Here is a 16,731-nt window from a genome sequence, read left to right on the forward strand (position 1 = left end):
GGCTGGGGGCGTGCCTTGCGCCAGGGCGGCGGGGATCAGCCCGGCCGGCATCGTGTCTGAGAACGGGATCGCGCCGCCGACGGCAGCACCCATCGCCGCGAGCCCGGCGCCGCCGAGGAAGCCCCGGCGCGAGGAGCCGGTGCGGCGGCCGAAGGCCAGCGCATCGCCGCGCTCGGGATCGTCGCCATAGAGTTCGCCCAGGGACCGTTCCTGCTTGCCCATCATGTCCTCCCTCGCCGCGGCGTCACTGCGCCGGCGTTCGAAGGACAAGACGGGTAAGCCGGCCGGATCATTCCATCCGATCGAAAAATATTTCAGGCGAGGCAGGGCTGGGCGCTGCGCCAGTCGTCCAGCAGGGCGCTGCGCAATGGCGCGACCTTGTCCGCAGGCTCGCTGGTCAGGGCCTTGAGGAAGCTGGCGACCATCTCGAAGCGCGCCGGCGGCATCTCGGTCGCGATCAGGAGGTAGCCGTGCCCACCGGCGTTCCAGCCCGCCAGCGTCCTGGCCGACTGGTCAGAGGGAAGCGCCGGTTCCGCATGCGGGCTGACATGCAGGCTGAGCCGGCAGCCGCGCAGGCCGACGAAGCCGACCCTGACCTGACCGGCCGTCGAGGTCGCCTGCCAGACCGGCTGCAGCCCGAGGCGGGCGAGCTCGGTGGTGACGGGGCCCGCTGCGGCCGGCGCGATCGTCACCACAGGCTGAGGGGATGTCGTCGCAAACTGCTCATGCGCCGCCAGGGACGCAGCGAGGAAGCTTTCGGAGGCATCCTGCCGCAGCAGCATCGGTGCCAGCGCGACGGCTGCAGTGACGAGGAGCACGGCGGCGATCGCCGCGACCCGTCGCCAGCCTGAGCGTGGCGACGCCCAGAACGAGGGCGGGGGTGGCGCGTCGTCGGCCGGCAGCGCCTGCAATTCCTGCTTCAGCCTGATGATGCCACGTAGCGTCTCCGCCGTCTCCGGTGAGCTCGCCAGCCGCTCGGCCATGGCGCGCTGCGCCGCCGGCGTCAGCTCGCCGTCTGCGAAGGCGTTGAGCGTCTCCCAGTCCGGTCGGGAGGGTTGGTCAACCTGCGGCATGGCGGGCCGGGAGCACGCGGATATTGGCTCCCCCTATGACCTGGAGCAGCATGGCCCGGGCGCGCGACAGGCGGCTCATGACGGTGCCGGCCGGCACGCCGATCAGCGCTGCCGCCTCCGCATAGCTGAAGCCGTCGAGATCGACCAAGACCACCACCTCCTTCATCGCGACCGGCAGCTGTTCCAGCGCCTGCCGCACCGTGATCGCGCTCAGCGCGCGCTCGTCGAAACGCCAATCGGCCGGCTCGGATGCCGGCGTGCCCTGCTCGCGCTGCTGCCGTCGGCTCTGGTCGATCAGCAGGTTGCGCAGGATGCCGTAGAGCCAGCGGCGATAGGCGGGATCGTCCGCCGGCTCGCTTTTGGCCGTGAGAACCCGCAAGGCGGCCTCCTGGGCAGCATCGGCAGCCCGCTCCCGGTCGCGCGTCAGCGCGCAGGCATAGCGGAACAGCCGCGTCCATTCGCGTTCAAGCCGCGCGCGGCGCGCGTGCGCCTTGCGTTCGTTGCGCCACATGCCCGCGCCATCCGAACCGGTTCATGCCGCGAGCGGACAGGGCCAGCGCCAAGCACCCGCGACGTAGGGGAGCATAGGCGAGGATTCGCCAAAGCGGAACTGGAGGCGGCCGATACGTGAGGCGATCGCAGGAAGGGGCGCATATTCCCTTCCCCCCGCTTGCGGTGGGGAAGGGTTAGGGATGGGGGGCCGGAAAGCAGGGCTCGCCTGTTCTTCCAGCGTTCACCAAGCGGCACTGCCCCCCACCCAACCCTCCCCACCGCAAGCGGGGGGAGGGCTTGAGGCCACCGGCAACGGCGAAAAAAATTCTTCGAGCAAGCGTCCCGGCCGCCTATCTACCAACGTCAGCCGCCGCGCTTGGCGAGCGCGGCTCGATAGGCGTCGAGGACGCCGTCGATCATCGCGTTCAGGCAGAAATTGGCCCTGACATGCAGTGCAAGGTCGGCGGCCTCAGCCAGCCGCTCCGCGGCCGGTGTCGCCAGGGCCTTGCGGATCGCATCGGCCAGAATGGTCGGCTCGTTCGTTGCAATCAGGCGGTCGGCATGCCCGGGGCCGTAGATTTCCTTGATGCCGCCGACATCGGTCGCGATCAGCGGCTGCGCCGCCGCGGCTGCTTCCAGGATCACATAGGGCAGCGATTCCGCCCGCGACGGGATCACCATGACATGCGCCTTGGCGAGCGCGGCGCGGATCGGTCCCGGCGGCTCGAATACGCATTGCGCGGCGACGCCCTGGTCGACGGTCATCTGCCGCAGCAGCGCTTCGTCCGGGCCGGAGCCGACGATCAGCAGGCGCGGCGCCAGCCCGTCGCGGCGCTTCAGCAGCGCGGCCGCCTCGATCAGCGTGTCGACGCCCTTGGCCGAGCGCAGTTCGCCGAGATAGACGAGGTCGAATTCGGCACCGGCATGGTCGATCGGCTCGAATTCGGCTTCCGAGATGCCGTTCAGCACGACGCGATGGTCGGTGCGTGGCTTGTGCCCGACATGGGCTTCGAAGCGTCCGGCGATGAAGGCGCTCTCGAACAGGAAGATGTCGGTCGCCCGCTCGAGCAGGCGCTCGATCGTCATGTAGACGCGGTGCTCGGCGCTGCCGGGCTTGTAGTTGAAGCTGCCGCCATGCGGCGTATAGGCGGTGACGTAGCGTCGACCGGACGAGAACAGAGCCGGCAGGCGGGCGTAGACGCCGCCCTTGGAGCCGTGCGCGTGCACGATCTGCGGCGCGATCCGCTTGCGGGCCGAGATCTCCGAGATCTGCGCACGCATATCGGTGAGGCTCGGATAGCGCGACATCGGCACGCGGGTGACGCCGAGCGAAAGCTGCGGTCCGAGCTCGGCGAAGACCTGGTCGGCGCGTGCGCCGCCCGTGGTCGAATCGCAGAAGATGCCGACGGCATGGCCGCGCGCGATCTGGCCGCGGGCGAGGTCGAGCACATGCCGGAAGAGTCCGCCGAGCGGCGCGCGGAAGACATGCAGGATCTTGAGCGGAGCCGAACCGGCCGCGGCGGGCATGATGGCGGTATCCCGGGGAGAGCCGGTCAGAACCAGCGTTCCTTGATCACGATCGTGTCGCCAGGCCGGACCGGATAGGTGATCGGCACCGTGGCGGTGACGAGCTGGCCGTCCATCAGGCGGGTGACCTCGGCATAGTTACGCTGGCCGCGCGGGGTGAAGCCGCCGGCGATCGCCACCGCGGTCTGCAGCGTCATGCCGTTGACGAACGGGAACTGGCCGGAATTGGTGACCTCGCCGAGCACGAAGAACGGCCGGTAGGCGTCGACCTCGACCGAGACCTTGGGTTCGCGCAGGTAGCCGGCGCGCAGGCGCGCTTCGATCGCGCGCTCGAGCTGCTGCGTCGAGCGCCCTTGCGCCTCGACCGCGCCGATCAGCGGCATCGAGATGCGGCCGGATCCGTCGACGGCATAGATGTTCGAGAGGTTGTCCTGCCCGAACACGATGACGCGCAACTTGTCGCCGCTGGCGAGCTGGTAGGGAGCGGTCCGCTCGACGGCGAATTCGGGCGCTTCGATGCGCGGCGCGCAGCCGGCCACTGCGAGCGCAGCGGCAAGCGCCAGACAGACGGGATGTCTACTCATCATCACCGGCGAACCCTTCAGAATCTGACCGTAGGGTTAGGCCAGCATGGTTAATAAAAGCTGAGCGCCGGGGCGCGGGATGCATCCCGGCGTTGCGCCGCTTTAACCCGCCAATAACCTTAATGCGCTCAGATGAGGTTGCGTGCTCCCCCAAGGGCACAAGAGTTCTGCGTGAATGGAAGCCTCATGACCGCTCGCTACGATACCGTTGCGGCCGCCGGCGAGAGCCGCTCCGACCTGCTCGACTTGCCGGCTCTCTGGGCCGCGATCAAGGCGAAGAAGCTCTGGATCATCGGGCCGACATTGGCGGCGCTGGGCTTGTCCTTCGTCGCGGTCAACGCCATTCCGCCGCGCTACACCGGCCAGGCGCAGCTCCTGCTGCAGAGCCGCGACAGCTACTACACGCGGCCGGGCCAGTCGTCCGACAATTCCGGCCAGCAATTCGATGCCGAGGGCGTGCAGAGCCAGGTCCAGGTCATCATGTCGCGGGATCTGGCGCGCGAGGCGATCAAGCGTATCGGCCTGGTCGGCAATCCCGAATTCGACTCCGGCGCCGGCGCGCTCGGGGCGCTGAAGAAGGTCGGCGTGCTGCTCGGCATCGGCGCCCATCCGGCCGATCGTTCGCCGGAGGAGCGGGTGCTGGAGAAGTACTATGACCGGCTCCTGGTCTTCCCGGTCGGGCGTTCGCGCATCGTCGCGGTCGAGTTCACCTCGCAGGACCCGGCGCTCGCTGCCAAGGGCGCCAATGAGATCGCCGCCGCTTATCTCGACATGGAGGAGGCGGCCAAGCAGGACACCGCCCGCAGTGCCTCGTCCTGGCTCTCGACCACGATCGAGCCGCTGCGCAGGAAGCTGGCTGAATCCGAGGCCAAGGTCGAGGAATTCCGCTCCCGTCACGGCCTGCTCGTCGGCGCCAACAACACCACGATCACCACCCAGCAGCTCGCCGATCTGTCGACGCAGCTCTCCGCTGCGCGCAACCAGCAGGCCGAATCGCAGGCCAAGGCCTCGATCATCCGCGACGCCATCAAAGCCGGCCGCACCTTCGATATTCCGGATGTCGCCAACAATGAGCTCGTCCGCCGTCTGATCGAGCAGCGCGTCAACCTGCGCGCCCAGATCGCCCTCGAATCGCGAAACCTCCTGTCGGAGCATCCGCGCATCAAGGAGCTGACCGCCCAGCTCGCCGATCTCGAAGGCCAGATCCGCGCCGCCGCCGAGCGCGCCGTGCGCACCCTGGAGAACGAGGCCAAGATCGCTGGCCAGCGCGTCGAGAGCGTCACTGCCGCCCTCGACGGCCAGAAGAAGACGGCCTCCGGCGCCAATGACGACGAGGTCCAGCTGCGCGCGCTCGAGCGCGAGGCCCGCACCCAGCGCGATCAGCTCGAACAGTACATGCTGCGCTATCGTGAGGCGCTCGCCCGCGATGCGCAGAATGCGACCCCGGCCGATGCCCGCGTCATCTCGCGCGCCGTCGAGCCGACCGCTCCCTCCTTCCCGAAGAAGCTGCCGACCATGGTCGTTGCGACGCTCGCGACCTTCCTGGTCGCGCTGGCGGCGGTCGTCTCGCGCGAGCTTCTGAACGGCGGAACCCCGGCGCCCGCCGAGGACGCGCCGCGCCGCAAGATGCGGGCACGCGCCGAGCCGCAGATGGAGACGCCGGAAGAGGATGAGCAGAGCGCGGTGAAGGCGGCGCCGGCGCGTCGCGAGCGCATTGCCGGCCTCCTGACCCATGGCGGGCGTGTCGGCCAACTTCATCTCGACGTTGCCGACCCTGAGTCGGGCGCGGCCGATCTCGCAGCCTGCATCAACAAGTCGAGCGAAGGCCATGCGCCGCTCGTCGTGGTGCTGGACGGGGCCGAGCCCGGCGAGGCCTTGCCGCGGACGCTGGCGCTGCTTCTCTCCGAGCGCAGCCGCTGCATCCTGGTCGACCTCGCCAGCGATTCCCGCGACCGGGCCGGCTTCTCCGAGCTGCTGGCCGGCGAGGCGATGTTCTCCGACATCATCACGCGCGAGGCGGATTCGCGTCTGCACGAGATCGCGCCGGGCCGGGCCGGGCGCGCGGCCGTGCTGGCTGCGTCCGACATCGTCGACGTCGCGCTCGATGCACTCTGCGAGACTTATGACTGGGTGCTGGTCGCCGCCACCTCGACCGACGAGGCGGAGGCGCTTGCGCCGCTGCTCGGCCGCGCCCAGGGCGCGCTGGTCATGGCCGGCCATGTCGGCAACGGCCATGCGGTCGAAGCCGCCTATCGCCTCACCGACCTGACCGGAGCCCCGATCGCACTCGTCATGGTCGATGCGCCGGAGACGATCGAGGTGGCCATGCCGGATAAGGAGCCGGCGCCGGCCTGAAGGCGGACAACGCCGTCGGCAAATGCTGAAAGGTTGGAGGAAAGGGCTGCGTCATCCCGGACTGATCCGATCCCCGCAAACCGGACCGTTTGAAGTTGGAGCTTTTCGCGCCAAAATTCCTCTGCCCGGAAGAGAAAAGGGGCTCAGGTCGGCAATAAGCTGATCCAGATGGTTTCCACCGTCGACGGGATCGCTCCCAGCCATAGCAAACACCGGATCCAGCGGCACTGACGCGGCCGTGGTCCTCACCGTCCTCAAGACGAGATGCGCACCCAGGTGGAAGGCCCGAACATTATCTAAAGGGCTGCTTGTCGCGGAAGCTGTTGTCACATTGGCGCGCGGCGACCTGAGGAGCTATCCACACCAGCGCGACCGGAACCGTCGCGCTGGAAATTCTGGACCGGCGCACTTCCAATGAGAGGCTCGGATATTGGGCGGCTGGTCCGGATACCGAGTTGGGGCCTTGCGCTGATCCCTATATGTCGATAAGTCTCGACATATGGAAAACGAGCAAGTCATCCTCGCTCTCGCCGCCATGGCGCAGGGTACCCGCCTCGACGTGTTTCGCCTGCTGGTAACGGCAGAGCCGGAGGGCCTGCCCGCCGGTGAAGTCGCGCGGCGCCTGGACGTCCCGCACAATACGATGTCCTCGCATCTTGCGATCCTCAGTCGCGCCGGGCTCGTCCGTTCCGAGCGCTTCAGTCGCTCGATCGTCTACCGGGCGGATCTCGATGCCCTGCGTTCGGTCGTCGCCTTCCTCCTCAAGGATTGCTGCGGCGGTCGCCCGGAGATCTGTGCTCCTCTCCTCGCCGAGCTCACCCCCTGCTGCCAACCTGCCAAGGTCACGACCGATGCCTGATCGCGTCCACAGCGTGCTGTTTCTCTGCACCCATAATTCAGCCCGCTCGATCATGGCCGAGGCGCTGCTGAACCATCTCGGCGAGGGGCGCTTCCGCGCTTTCTCCGCCGGCAGCGAAGGCGGCCCTGGTCCGAAGCCCATGGCCATCAAAGTGCTGGAGGCGGAGGGCATTCCGACCACTGGACTGTCTTCGAAGACCTGGGACGTGTTCGCCGCCCCCGGCGCTCCCGTGATGGACATGGTCGTCACCGTCTGCGACCAGGCGGCCGGCGAAGCCTGCCCATTCTGGCCGGGTCAGCCGATCACCGCGCATTGGGGGATTGAAGACCCCTCGAACGTTGAGGGCAGCGAGATCGAGCGCGAGCGGGCCTTCGTGACGGCGCTGCGCTACCTGCGCAATCGCATCAATGTGCTGCTGTCGCTGCCAGTTGCCAGCCTAGATGAGATGGCACTGGCGCAACGTGTCCGGCAAATCGGTGCGCTCGAAGGTACGACTGGCCGTCGCCCAGAGGTGGTGTGATGGACGTCATCATCTACCACAATCCGGCGTGTGGGACGTCGCGGAACACGCTCGGACTGATCCGCAATGCAGGTGTCGAGCCGCATGTGATCGAGTACCTGAAAACGCCTCCGTCAAGGGCGCTGCTGCTGCAACTCCTGGCCCGTGCCGAGCTCACGGTGCGAGACATCCTGCGGGAGAAGGGCACGCCCCTTGCTGAGCTCGGCCTGGATGCCCCCGGTTTATCCGACGATGCCTTACTCGATGCCGTCGAGGCCCACCCAATTCTCATCAACCGGCCGCTCGTCGTCTCGCCAAAAGGTGTGAGGCTCTGTCACCCCTCCGAGGCCGTGCTGCCCTTGTTGCCGCCGCAACTGGGCGAATTCCGCAAGGAAAACGGCGAACTTGTCGTCGACGCCGCCGGTCACCCCGTCACTCCCGCCTGAGGCGCCGATGTCCACCTTCGAACGTTACCTCACGCTTTGGGTCGCCCTGTGCATCGTCGTCGGCATCGCGCTCGGCCACGTCATGCCCGGTGTCTTTCAGGCCATCGGTGCGGCCGAGATCGCCAAGGTCAACCTGCCGGTTGCCGTGCTGATCTGGCTGATGGTCATCCCCATGCTGCTGAAGATCGACTTTGCCGCCCTCGGGCAGGTCGGCCGACACTGGCGCGGCATCGGCGTTACACTCTTCATCAACTGGGCGGTGAAGCCGTTCTCGATGGCGGCGCTGGGGTGGTTCTTCATCGCCTGGTTGTTCCGGCCATGGCTGCCGGCCGAGCAGATCAACAGCTATATCGCCGGGCTCATCATCCTCGCCGCGGCGCCCTGCACGGCCATGGTCTTCGTCTGGTCGAACCTGACGAAGGGCGAGCCGCATTTCACGCTCAGCCAGGTGGCGCTCAATGACGCGATCATGGTCGTCGCCTTCGCTCCGATCGTCGGGCTGCTGCTCGGCCTATCGGCGATCACCGTGCCATGGGGAACGCTGGTCCTTTCAGTCGTCCTCTACATCGTCATCCCGGTCATCGTCGCGCAGCTCCTCCGCAGCCGCGTTCTGGCGAGCGGCGGGCAGGCGGCATTGGATCGCCTGCTCGGCAGGCTCGGCCCGGCCTCGCTCGTTGCGCTGCTCGCGACGCTCGCACTGCTCTTCGGCTTCCAGGGCGAGCAGATCCTGGCGCAGCCGATGGTGATCGCGCTTCTGGCCGTGCCGATCCTGATCCAGGTCTATTTCAACGCCGGCCTCGCCTATGTGCTGAACCGCATTGCCGGCGAGCAGCATTGCGTCGCCGGTCCCTCGGCTCTGATCGGCGCCTCGAACTTCTTCGAGCTCGCTGTGGCGGCCGCGATCAGCCTTTTCGGTTTCAACTCCGGCGCGGCGCTCGCGACCGTTGTCGGCGTGCTGATCGAGGTTCCCGTGATGCTGACCGTGGTCTGGATCGTGAACGGCTCGAAGAGCTGGTACGAACGCGGCAATAACGTCCGGAAGGTGCAGGCTGCCGAATAATTCGATAACTTTGGAAGTAGCGATTGACAGCTTGCATCGCGCGGCGCAATCTATTTCCATGAAAGTCGAAAAAGTGGCAAAGCAGCTTGAAGCGCTCGGCAATCCCACGCGCCTTGAGCTCTACCGGGTACTGGTTCGCGCCGGTCACAGCGGGCTCCCGGTCAATCGGGTGCAGGAGCGTCTGGGCATTCCCGCCTCGACCCTCTCGCACCACATGCAGCGTCTCGTGCAGAACGGGCTGGTCTCGCAGGAGCGGCAGGCCACGACCCTGATCTGCCGGGCCGAATACCCCGCGATGGCCGCCCTCGTGGGCTTCCTCGCGGATGAGTGCTGTGCTGACGAAGCCTGCGCTACCTCCAATCAGGCGGCATGAGCTGCCTTTTTATTTGCCCACTGATTCCATCCTTCTAGAATAATAGGATATATAGCCATGATGGAGCTACCGATCGCTATCATCGGCGCTGGGCCCGTCGGCCTCGCCGCCGCCGCCAATCTTGTTGCGCGCGGCCTTCCTGTGAGGGTCTACGAAGCTGGCGCTGCAGCCGGCGCAAGCATCAGCGATTGGGGCCATGTTCGGCTGTTCTCGCCCTGGGCTTACAACGTTGATCCGGCAGCCCGATCGTTGCTGGAAAAGGCGGGATGGCAGACGCCGGATGAGGCGGCCTATCCAACCGGCAGCGACCTCGTCAGCGCCTATCTTGCTCCGCTCTCGCAAACGCCTGAGCTCGCGCCGGTCATCGAGTATAGCGCTCGCGTCAAGGCGATCGGTCGGCGCGGCGTCGACAAGGTCGTCAGCCGCGACCGCGAGCTGCGCCCGTTCCAGCTGACGATCGTCGACCGTGCCGGCCGTGTCCGCCGCGAGCTCGCGCGGGCGGTGATCGACGCCTCGGGAACATGGACGTCGCCGAACCCGCTCGGGGCGGGTGGCGTGGCCGCCGAAGGCGAGGAAGCCTCTGCCAGCCGGATCGCCTACAACATTCCCGACGTCCTCGGCCGTGACCGCGCGACCCATGCCGGGCGGACCACGGTCGTCGTCGGCGCCGGCCACTCTGCAGCGAATGTGCTGCTCGACCTGGCCGAGCTCGCCACCACCGAACCCGCCACCAGGGCGATCTGGCTGACGCGCAGCACCAACCTGTCCCGTGTCTATGGCGGCGGCGCCAACGACCAGCTCGCGGCTCGCGGCGATCTCGGCGAGAGGCTGCGGCAGCTCGTCGAAGCGGGCAGCATCGAGCTCGTCACCAGCTTTGCGGCCACTGCGGTGCGTGAGGTGAATGGCCAGCTCGCACTTGACGGCGAAACGCCTGACGGTCTTCGCACGGTTTCCGCCGTCGATCGGATCGTCGTCTGCACGGGCCAGCGTCCTGACCTCTCCTTGACCCGCGAATTGCGCATCGAGCTTGATCCTTGGCTGGAGAGCGCCAGGGCACTCGGGCCGATGATCGATCCTAATCTGCATTCCTGCGGCTCGGTGCCTCCGCACGGACACCGCGAGCTGTCTCATCTCGAACCCGGTTTCTACACGGTCGGTATCAAGAGCTATGGCCGCGCGCCGACCTTCCTGATGCTGACGGGCTATGAGCAGGTCCGTTCGGTGGTTGCCGCAATCGCTGGCGACTTGGTTGCGGCAGACGATGTCCAGCTCGTCCTGCCCGAAACGGGCGTCTGCACGGCCGCACCTGCAAGTACGGGTGGATGCTGTGGCGGTCCGGCTCCGAGCAGCGTAGACGCCTGCTGCGCCGACGATGCATCGGCCAAGGCACAGGGCAAGGCTGGCTGCGGCTGCGGCAGCACGTCTAAGACCAACGCGACCGCTCACGCCCAATGAACACACCTGTCCACTCGGAAACCAGCCCGGTCCCCAACGCTGGGATCGGGCTCATCCTCGCCCTCGGCGTCACCCAGGTCGCCGGCTATGGCGCGCTGTACTACGCCTTCGCGGTCCTGGCGCCGGGCATGACCAAGAGCCTGGGCTGGGCGCCCGAATGGACCTATGGCGGCTTTGCGCTCGGACTGCTCGCCGGTGGCTTTGCCGCCCCTTTGGCCGGGCGCCTGATCGACAGATACGGCACGCGCCGGATGATGAGCATCGGCTGTGTGCTGGCAAGCCTGTCGCTCTTTGCCCTATCCAAGGCGGAAGGGCTGATCAGCTATTACGCGGCGATGATCGCCCTTGAGGTCGTCTCGACGCTGGTTCTCTATGACGCCGCCTTTACCGCTCTCACACAGGCCCATGGCGCGAACGCCAGGCGGGCGATCAGCAAGCTGACGCTGATCGGAGGCTTCGCCTCGACCTTGTTCTGGCCGCTCACGACCGCATTGCTGGCGCAGGCGGACTGGCGCTCGATCTATCAGATGTATGCCCTAGGATACCTGCTTTTGGCTCTGCCATTGCACGCTTTGCTGTTGCCTCACGGCGCATCGTTGCATGCCGCCAAGCCCGCTCAATCGACCGTAGCGACAACTGGTGACGGCTACCTCGTCGGCTCCGCACGCCGCCGCGCCTTCGTCCTGCTGGCGGTCGCCTTCTCGCTGCAGGGCTTCGTCGTCTCGGCCATGTCCGTGCATATGCTGACGCTGCTGCAGGGCTTCGGCTTCAGCGCGGCGCTGGCAGTCACGTTCGGAGCCATGGTCGGCCCATCGCAAGTGACTGGCCGCTTCATCGAGATGCTGTTCGGCACCAATGTGCCTCCTGTAACCACGGCATGGGTCTCCGGAGCTCTCATGCCGCTCGGGTTCGCACTGCTGGTCTTCGGCGGCGGGACGGCTGCCCTCGCTGGCCTATTTGCCATCGCCTACGGTGTCAGCATGGGACTGAGCTCGATCGTGCGCGGCACAGTCCCGCTCCAGCTCTTCGGCCCCGCGGGCTATGGGGCGATGCTCGGCAAGCTGTCTGCACCGGGGCTCGCCATCCGCGCTGCGGCGCCGCTCGCATTCGCCGTGATGATGGAACGTGCCGGGCTTTCAGCCAGTGCCGCAGTGCTGGTCGCACTCTCCGGTGTCGCCGCCTTGGCTCTGCTCATACTTGCCCGGGCGGCTACAGCAGAGGGCTAGGCGGCCGCGCTGGCCCTTGCGAGCAGCGCGGCAGTTTGGAGCTTGGAGCTAATTCCAATCAGCGGAGTTCCGGTGTCCGGTTCCGGGCAGCATGCCACTAAGCTCCGCCCAGCCCGCAGCCCCTGCGAGTCGAAAGGCAGCGCGCAACCTCAATCGCGCTGCTGCTCCGCTTTCCACGCCAGGTACTCGGCTTCGGCATCCTGCGCGAGCGGATAGTAGCGCCGAAGATCCCCGCCCTTCGACAGCATGAGGCGCGCGAAGTCCTCCCATTCGGCATGATGGCTGCCGGCCTCGAGCAGCCTCTCGGCATAGGCGATTGGGACGCAGATCGCCCCGTCATCGTCTGCGATGATGATGTCGCCCGGTCTGACATAAGTGCCGCCGCAGGCTATCGGCACGTTGACCGCGTGCGGCATCAGCGTCGTCTGGGTATGGAAATTCGGCGAAGCGCCACGCATCCAGTAGCCGATGTCGAGTGCGAACGCCTTCGCCGCATCGCGGATCACCCCGTCGATGACCATCCCCGCGCCGCCCTTGCCGGCGAAATAGGTCAGCATCATCTCGCCGAAGATTCCGCTCTGCATGTCGCCGCGGGCATCGACAACGACGACGTCGCCGGCCTCGACGTGATAAAGCGCGTGCCTGTGGAGCTGCTTCTCGCGGTCAGCGTACTCGTCGTCGCCATAGAGATCCTCGCGCTTCGGCATGAATTGCAGCGTAAGGGCCGGGCCAGCGATGGCCTTGCCGCGCGAGTGCGGCAAGGCTCCTGCGATGAACGGGTTTCGAATGCCCATCTTGTAGAGTTCGCTCGACGCGGTGGCCGTGCCGATGCTGGCGAGCCCGTCCAGAAGCGCCTTGGCGGGACGGTTGATCGTGGGGATGTCGAACATGCGTCGTTCCTGATGGTTGCCGGCGTGATCGGGTCGCGGTGAGCGCTTCTGCGGATAGAAGAGATCGCGAGGCGGCTTCTCAAAGTCCGCCGACGACCGGATGCCAGTCCGGGCGGTAGGGGTCCTGGTGGAAGCGGGCGTAGTAGTCGCCCTTCTCATCGTAGAGGGCGCCGTAATGGCGCATCTTGTCCTCGTCGAGCGAAACGCCGATGCCGGGCCCGGTTGGCACGCGGATGGCGCCGTCCTCATAGGGCATCAGCCCGCCCTCGATGATGTCGTCGGTCAGGTAATGGTAGTGCGCGTCGCCGGCGAAGCTCATCTCGGGGATGGTCGCGGCGGTGTGCAGCATGGCGGCGAGCTCGATGCCGAATTCGGCGCCGGAATGCATGGCGACGCCGAGCGCGAAGGTCCGGCAGATCGCGGCGAGATCCTTTACGCCGCGTGGACCCTCCCAGTAGTGGATGTCGGTCAGGACGATGTCGACCGCTCCGAGGCGGATGGCAGGACCGAGATCGTCGAACTTGGCGGGGGACATGTTGGTGGCGATCGGAATGCGCACCGCCTTGCGGACCGCGGCATTGCCTTCGAGCCCCCAGGCCGGATCCTCGAAATACTCCATGCCGACGGCTTCCAGCCGCTGGCCGATGCGGATCGCCGTCGGCACCGACCAGACGCCGTTGGGATCGATGCGCAGGCCGAAGTCCGGCCCCATGCGCTCGCGGCAGGCCTCGACCGCCGACGCCTCGGTCTCGGGCGAGAGCACGCCCGCCTTGAGCTTCATCGCCTTGACGCCGAGCGTCTCGTGCAGCTCCTGGCAGAGATCGGCCATGTCCTGCGGATGCTCGTCATGGCCGCCGCCCGGCCGGTCATAGCGCCAGAACAGATAGGCGATCATCGGGATGCGGTCGCGTACCGGCCCGCCGATCAGGTCGCAGAGCGGGCGGCCGAGCGCCTTGCCCTGGATGTCGAGGCAGGCCATCTCGATCGCGGCATAGAGCCGGGCATTGGAGAGATAATAGATCGCTCGCAGCGTCTTGAGCTTGATCAATTCGAGATGGAACGGGTCCATGCCGATGATACGCGGCTTCAGCTTCATCAGTGCGCCGCGCTGGTCGCCGCCGCCGACCTCGCCCAGGCCGACGAGGCCCTCGTCCGTGACCAGTTCGAGGATAGTGCGCAGGAAATAGCCGGGATGGACCCCGGTGTTGTGGCGAAGCTGCGCATTGAGCGGGATCGCCACGCAGCGCACCCTCATGTCGACGATCTTCATCGGCCTGTTTTCTCCCTAAAGATGCATGCCGCCATCGACGAAGAGCGTCGTGCCGGTGATGTAGCGGGCGGCGTCGGAGGCCAGGAACAGCGCGACCTCGGCGCAATCCTCCGGCGTGCCCAGGCGGTTGGCCGGGATGCGGGCGAGCACGGCGTCGCGATAGGTGGGGTCGGCCAGGGCCTCGCTATTGCGCGCGGTCGCGATGGCGCCCGGTGCCAGCACGTTGCAGGTGACGCCGTTGGCGGCGACCTGGCGGGCGATGTTGCGGACCATGCTCTCCAGCGCGGCCTTGCTCGCGGCATAGGCGAGCATCTCAGGATGCTCCTTGACCTGCTGGATCGAGCCGATCGCGATCAACCGGCCGAAGCCGCGCTCTGCCATGGCTGGAACGATCGCCTGCATCAGCCGGTAGTTGGCGGCGAGGTTGAGCTCCCATTGCCGGTCGAGCGCGGCCCGCTCGAAGCCGTGCCAGGGAGCCCGTTCCTGCAGGGCGGCGTTGAGTAGGAGGATGTCGATCCCACCGAGCCGGTCGGTCGCCTCGGTAATCAGGCGCTCGACCTCGCTGGACCGGCTCAGGTCGGCGGCGATACCGAAGGCCGCTCCCGCCGCGCGGCAGGCCGTGTCGAGCTCTTCGCCTGTTGTTGGGCCGTTGAGGCAGACGGCGGCGCCGGAGCGCACCAGCGCGGTCGCGATGGCGAGGCCGATGCCCTGCGTCGCGCCGGTCACAAGCGCCCGGCGTCCCGTCAGATCCGCCCGGAGGCGTGCCGGCTCAGCCATGACTGTCGCCGAGCCTCGCATCGAAGGCGTCGCGCACCGCGTCACCCAGGAAATTCAGCGCCAGCACGGTCAGGAAGATGGCGAGCCCGGGAAAGAAACTCATCCACCAGGACTGGTAAAACTGGATGCCGGTCGCGACCATGTAGCCCCAGCTCGGCGTCGGCGGCTGCACGCCGAGGCCGAGGAAGGAGAGGGCGCTTTCGGTGATCAGCGCCTGCGAGGCCGAGAGCGAGCCGTAGACGATGACGTTGCCGGAGACGTTCGGCCAGATGTGCTTGAACATAATGCGCAGCGGGCGTGCCCCGGAAGCTTGCGCCGCCACGACATAGTCGGCCTCCCGCAGCGTCAGCACCTCGGCCCGTACCAATCGCGCGAAGCCCGGCATCTTGGTGATCGCGATGGCGAGCATGACGTTGACGAGGTCGGGGCCGAGCACCGCGACGATCGAGAGCGCCAGCACCAGCAGCGGGAAGGCGAGAAAGGCGTCCATGACGCGCATGATCAGCGCGTCCCAGCGCCCGCCGAGCCAGCCGGAAACCAGCCCGAGCAGCGAGCCTGCGATCAGCGCGAGCCCGATTGCGAAGATCACGACCTGGAGAGAGACGGTGGCGCCGTGCAGCACGCGCGAAAGCACGTCGCGGCCGATCTCGTCGGTGCCGAACCAATGCGCCGCGCTCGGCGGCATCGAGAAGGCGTCGGGGTCGATATCGACTGGCGAATAGGGCGAGAGCCAGGGCGCCAGCAGCCCGAGCGCGACGATGATGGCGAGCACGATCGTGCCGAAGCGACCCTGCCAGGAGCCGAGGATGCGGCGCAGGATGATTGCGCTGGGGGAGCGAGGCGCGCGCTGCGTCGCTGCGGGGGGCATCGATCCGGTCACGGCCGCCATCGCCTCACGCCTTCACGCGCGGGTCGAAGGCCCGGTAGAGCAGGTCGGTCAGGAGGTTCACGGCGAAGACCGCGATGACGATGAACAGGATCGCGCCCTGGATGACCGGAAAGTCGCGCTGGAAGATGCCGTCGACCAGCATGCGGCCGAGGCCGGGCAGCGCGAACACCGTCTCCGTCACCACCGCGCCGCCGAGCAGGGCGCCGATCTGCAGGCCGATGACGGTGACGATCGGGATCAGCGCGTTGCGCAGCGCGTGCCGGATCAGGACGAGGCGCTCGCTCAGCCCCTTTGCCCTGGCGGTGCGGATATAGTCCATCGACAGCACCTGCAGCATCGAGGCGCGGGTCTGGCGCATGACCAGCGCGGCGAAGGCGGTGCCGATCGTCAGCGCCGGCATCACCATCAGCCTGAGGTTGCCGCCGGGATCGTCGAGGAAGCGGATGTGGCCGGAGGGCGGCAGCCAGCCGAGCTTGAGCGAGAACAGCATGATCAGCAGCACGCCCATCCAGAAATAGGGCACTGCGACCGAAGACATGGCGATGAGGCTCGCCGCGACGTCGATCAGGCTGCCGCGGAAGCGTGCTGCCAGGATGCCGGCCGGCATGCCGATCGCGACTGCGATTAGGATCGAGAGGAAGCCGAGTTCGAGCGTCACCGGGATGCGCGCCGCCAGCATCTCGCCGACATCCTCACGCGTGCGCAGCGAGCGGCCGAAATCGCCCTGCGCGACGCGGGCGAGCCAGGTGACGTAGCGGACCGGGGCCGGCTGATCGAGGCCATACTCGACGCGCACTGCGGCGCGCTGCTCTGGGCTCGCCTGCTCGCCGAGGATGGTGACGGTCGGGTCGCCCGGCAGCAGGTTGGTGAGCGCGAAGACGATAATCGTGACGAAAAAGGCCACCGGCAGCATCTGCGCGAGCTTCTTGGCCAGATAGGGCAGCACGGTCGCGATC

The 16,731-nt window shown here is 67.1% G+C and carries 18 protein-coding genes; 8 read left to right on the plus strand and 10 right to left on the minus strand.

Going from position 1 to position 16,731, the window contains the following annotated elements:
* The 5 genes from GV161_RS21540 to GV161_RS21560 form a co-directional block, all read right to left on the minus strand.
* A partial coding sequence (locus GV161_RS21540; RefSeq protein ID WP_159741838.1) for a twin-arginine translocation signal domain-containing protein occupies positions 1–222 on the minus strand: 222 nt, incomplete at its 3' end.
* Between the two features lie 92 nt (positions 223–314).
* Positions 315–1,073, minus strand: a complete 759-nt coding sequence (locus GV161_RS21545) for a hypothetical protein (protein ID WP_152014219.1) — start codon at positions 1,071–1,073, stop codon at positions 315–317.
* Positions 1,060–1,584, minus strand: coding sequence for an RNA polymerase sigma factor (locus GV161_RS21550; protein ID WP_152014220.1), 525 nt, complete (start codon positions 1,582–1,584; stop codon positions 1,060–1,062). The genes GV161_RS21545 and GV161_RS21550 overlap by 14 nt, the downstream gene beginning before the upstream one ends.
* Positions 1,585–1,928: 344 nt before the next feature.
* On the minus strand, positions 1,929–3,092 hold the full coding sequence (locus GV161_RS21555) for a glycosyltransferase family 4 protein (protein ID WP_152014221.1): 1,164 nt from the start codon (positions 3,090–3,092) through the stop codon (positions 1,929–1,931).
* A gap of 26 nt (positions 3,093–3,118) precedes the next feature.
* A complete protein-coding gene (locus tag GV161_RS21560; protein WP_152014222.1) occupies positions 3,119–3,676 on the minus strand; it encodes a polysaccharide biosynthesis/export family protein in 558 nt (185 codons plus the stop codon).
* Positions 3,677–3,862: 186 nt separating this feature from the next.
* On the opposite strand from GV161_RS21560, the gene GV161_RS21565 reads away from it, so the two are divergent.
* The 8 genes from GV161_RS21565 to GV161_RS21600 all read left to right on the plus strand — a co-directional run bounded on the left by GV161_RS21565 (position 3,863) and on the right by GV161_RS21600 (position 11,949).
* Complete coding sequence (locus tag GV161_RS21565; protein ID WP_159650347.1) at positions 3,863–6,031, plus strand: GumC family protein; 2,169 nt, start codon at positions 3,863–3,865, stop codon at positions 6,029–6,031.
* Between the two features lie 499 nt (positions 6,032–6,530).
* Positions 6,531–6,890 (plus strand): metalloregulator ArsR/SmtB family transcription factor, encoded by a 360-nt coding sequence (locus GV161_RS21570; RefSeq protein WP_091830034.1) that lies wholly within the window; start codon positions 6,531–6,533, stop codon positions 6,888–6,890.
* A complete protein-coding gene (locus GV161_RS21575; protein WP_152014224.1) occupies positions 6,883–7,410 on the plus strand; it encodes an arsenate reductase ArsC in 528 nt (175 codons plus the stop codon). The genes GV161_RS21570 and GV161_RS21575 overlap by 8 nt, the downstream gene beginning before the upstream one ends.
* Positions 7,410–7,835: an arsenate reductase (glutaredoxin) gene (gene arsC, locus GV161_RS21580; protein WP_152014225.1), complete on the plus strand. Its 426-nt coding sequence runs from the start codon at positions 7,410–7,412 to the stop codon at positions 7,833–7,835. Before GV161_RS21575 ends, arsC begins: the two co-directional genes overlap by 1 nt.
* A gap of 7 nt (positions 7,836–7,842) precedes the next feature.
* On the plus strand, positions 7,843–8,895 hold the full coding sequence (gene arsB / locus GV161_RS21585; RefSeq protein ID WP_152014226.1) for an ACR3 family arsenite efflux transporter: 1,053 nt from the start codon (positions 7,843–7,845) through the stop codon (positions 8,893–8,895).
* A 58-nt stretch (positions 8,896–8,953) separates the two neighbouring features.
* On the plus strand, positions 8,954–9,268 hold the full coding sequence (locus tag GV161_RS21590) for a metalloregulator ArsR/SmtB family transcription factor (RefSeq protein WP_152014916.1): 315 nt from the start codon (positions 8,954–8,956) through the stop codon (positions 9,266–9,268).
* Between the two features lie 57 nt (positions 9,269–9,325).
* Positions 9,326–10,723, plus strand: coding sequence for an FAD-dependent oxidoreductase (locus GV161_RS21595; RefSeq protein WP_152014227.1), 1,398 nt, complete (start codon positions 9,326–9,328; stop codon positions 10,721–10,723).
* Positions 10,720–11,949, plus strand: a complete 1,230-nt coding sequence (locus GV161_RS21600; protein WP_152014228.1) for an MFS transporter — start codon at positions 10,720–10,722, stop codon at positions 11,947–11,949. Before GV161_RS21595 ends, GV161_RS21600 begins: the two co-directional genes overlap by 4 nt.
* Positions 11,950–12,098: 149 nt before the next feature.
* On the opposite strand, the gene GV161_RS21605 is transcribed toward GV161_RS21600, so the two are convergent.
* From GV161_RS21605 to GV161_RS21625, 5 genes are all read right to left on the minus strand, one after another.
* Complete coding sequence (locus GV161_RS21605; protein WP_152014229.1) at positions 12,099–12,839, minus strand: ribonuclease activity regulator RraA; 741 nt, start codon at positions 12,837–12,839, stop codon at positions 12,099–12,101.
* 79 nt (positions 12,840–12,918) lie between these two features.
* Positions 12,919–14,109: an enolase C-terminal domain-like protein gene (locus tag GV161_RS21610; protein WP_152014230.1), complete on the minus strand. Its 1,191-nt coding sequence runs from the start codon at positions 14,107–14,109 to the stop codon at positions 12,919–12,921.
* 15 nt (positions 14,110–14,124) lie between these two features.
* Positions 14,125–14,886 carry an SDR family oxidoreductase gene (locus GV161_RS21615; RefSeq protein WP_159650348.1) on the minus strand — a complete coding sequence of 254 codons (762 nt, stop codon included), beginning with the start codon at positions 14,884–14,886 and terminating at the stop codon, positions 14,125–14,127.
* Positions 14,879–15,766 (minus strand): ABC transporter permease, encoded by an 888-nt coding sequence (locus tag GV161_RS21620; RefSeq protein WP_201303042.1) that lies wholly within the window; start codon positions 15,764–15,766, stop codon positions 14,879–14,881. Before GV161_RS21620 ends, GV161_RS21615 begins: the two co-directional genes overlap by 8 nt.
* Before the next feature lie 13 nt (positions 15,767–15,779).
* Entirely contained in the window at positions 15,780–16,721 is a 942-nt protein-coding gene (locus GV161_RS21625) for an ABC transporter permease (protein WP_244624044.1), read from the minus strand.
* Positions 16,722–16,731: the final 10 nt, after the last annotated feature.

The sequence above is a fragment of the Bosea sp. 29B genome, assembly GCF_902506165.1.
Lineage (GTDB): Bacteria > Pseudomonadota > Alphaproteobacteria > Rhizobiales > Beijerinckiaceae > Allobosea.

Bases quoted from the DNA above. Each gene is read 5' to 3' on its own strand.
- arsC (WP_152014225.1), top strand. From the start codon at position 7,410: ATGGACGTCATCATCTACCACAATCCGGCGTGTGGGACGTCGCGGAAC.
- GV161_RS21600 (WP_152014228.1), top strand. From the start codon at position 10,720: ATGAACACACCTGTCCACTCGGAAACCAGCCCGGTCCCCAACGCTGGG.
- GV161_RS21560 (WP_152014222.1), bottom strand. From the start codon at position 3,676: ATGAGTAGACATCCCGTCTGTCTGGCGCTTGCCGCTGCGCTCGCAGTG.
- GV161_RS21575 (WP_152014224.1), top strand. From the start codon at position 6,883: ATGCCTGATCGCGTCCACAGCGTGCTGTTTCTCTGCACCCATAATTCA.
- GV161_RS21610 (WP_152014230.1), bottom strand. From the start codon at position 14,109: ATGAAGATCGTCGACATGAGGGTGCGCTGCGTGGCGATCCCGCTCAAT.
- GV161_RS21545 (WP_152014219.1), bottom strand. From the start codon at position 1,073: ATGCCGCAGGTTGACCAACCCTCCCGACCGGACTGGGAGACGCTCAAC.
- GV161_RS21555 (WP_152014221.1), bottom strand. From the start codon at position 3,092: ATGCCCGCCGCGGCCGGTTCGGCTCCGCTCAAGATCCTGCATGTCTTC.
- GV161_RS21615 (WP_159650348.1), bottom strand. From the start codon at position 14,886: ATGGCTGAGCCGGCACGCCTCCGGGCGGATCTGACGGGACGCCGGGCG.
- GV161_RS21565 (WP_159650347.1), top strand. From the start codon at position 3,863: ATGACCGCTCGCTACGATACCGTTGCGGCCGCCGGCGAGAGCCGCTCC.
- GV161_RS21570 (WP_091830034.1), top strand. From the start codon at position 6,531: ATGGAAAACGAGCAAGTCATCCTCGCTCTCGCCGCCATGGCGCAGGGT.
- GV161_RS21590 (WP_152014916.1), top strand. From the start codon at position 8,954: ATGAAAGTCGAAAAAGTGGCAAAGCAGCTTGAAGCGCTCGGCAATCCC.
- GV161_RS21595 (WP_152014227.1), top strand. From the start codon at position 9,326: ATGATGGAGCTACCGATCGCTATCATCGGCGCTGGGCCCGTCGGCCTC.
- arsB (WP_152014226.1), top strand. From the start codon at position 7,843: ATGTCCACCTTCGAACGTTACCTCACGCTTTGGGTCGCCCTGTGCATC.
- GV161_RS21605 (WP_152014229.1), bottom strand. From the start codon at position 12,839: ATGTTCGACATCCCCACGATCAACCGTCCCGCCAAGGCGCTTCTGGAC.
- GV161_RS21550 (WP_152014220.1), bottom strand. From the start codon at position 1,584: ATGTGGCGCAACGAACGCAAGGCGCACGCGCGCCGCGCGCGGCTTGAA.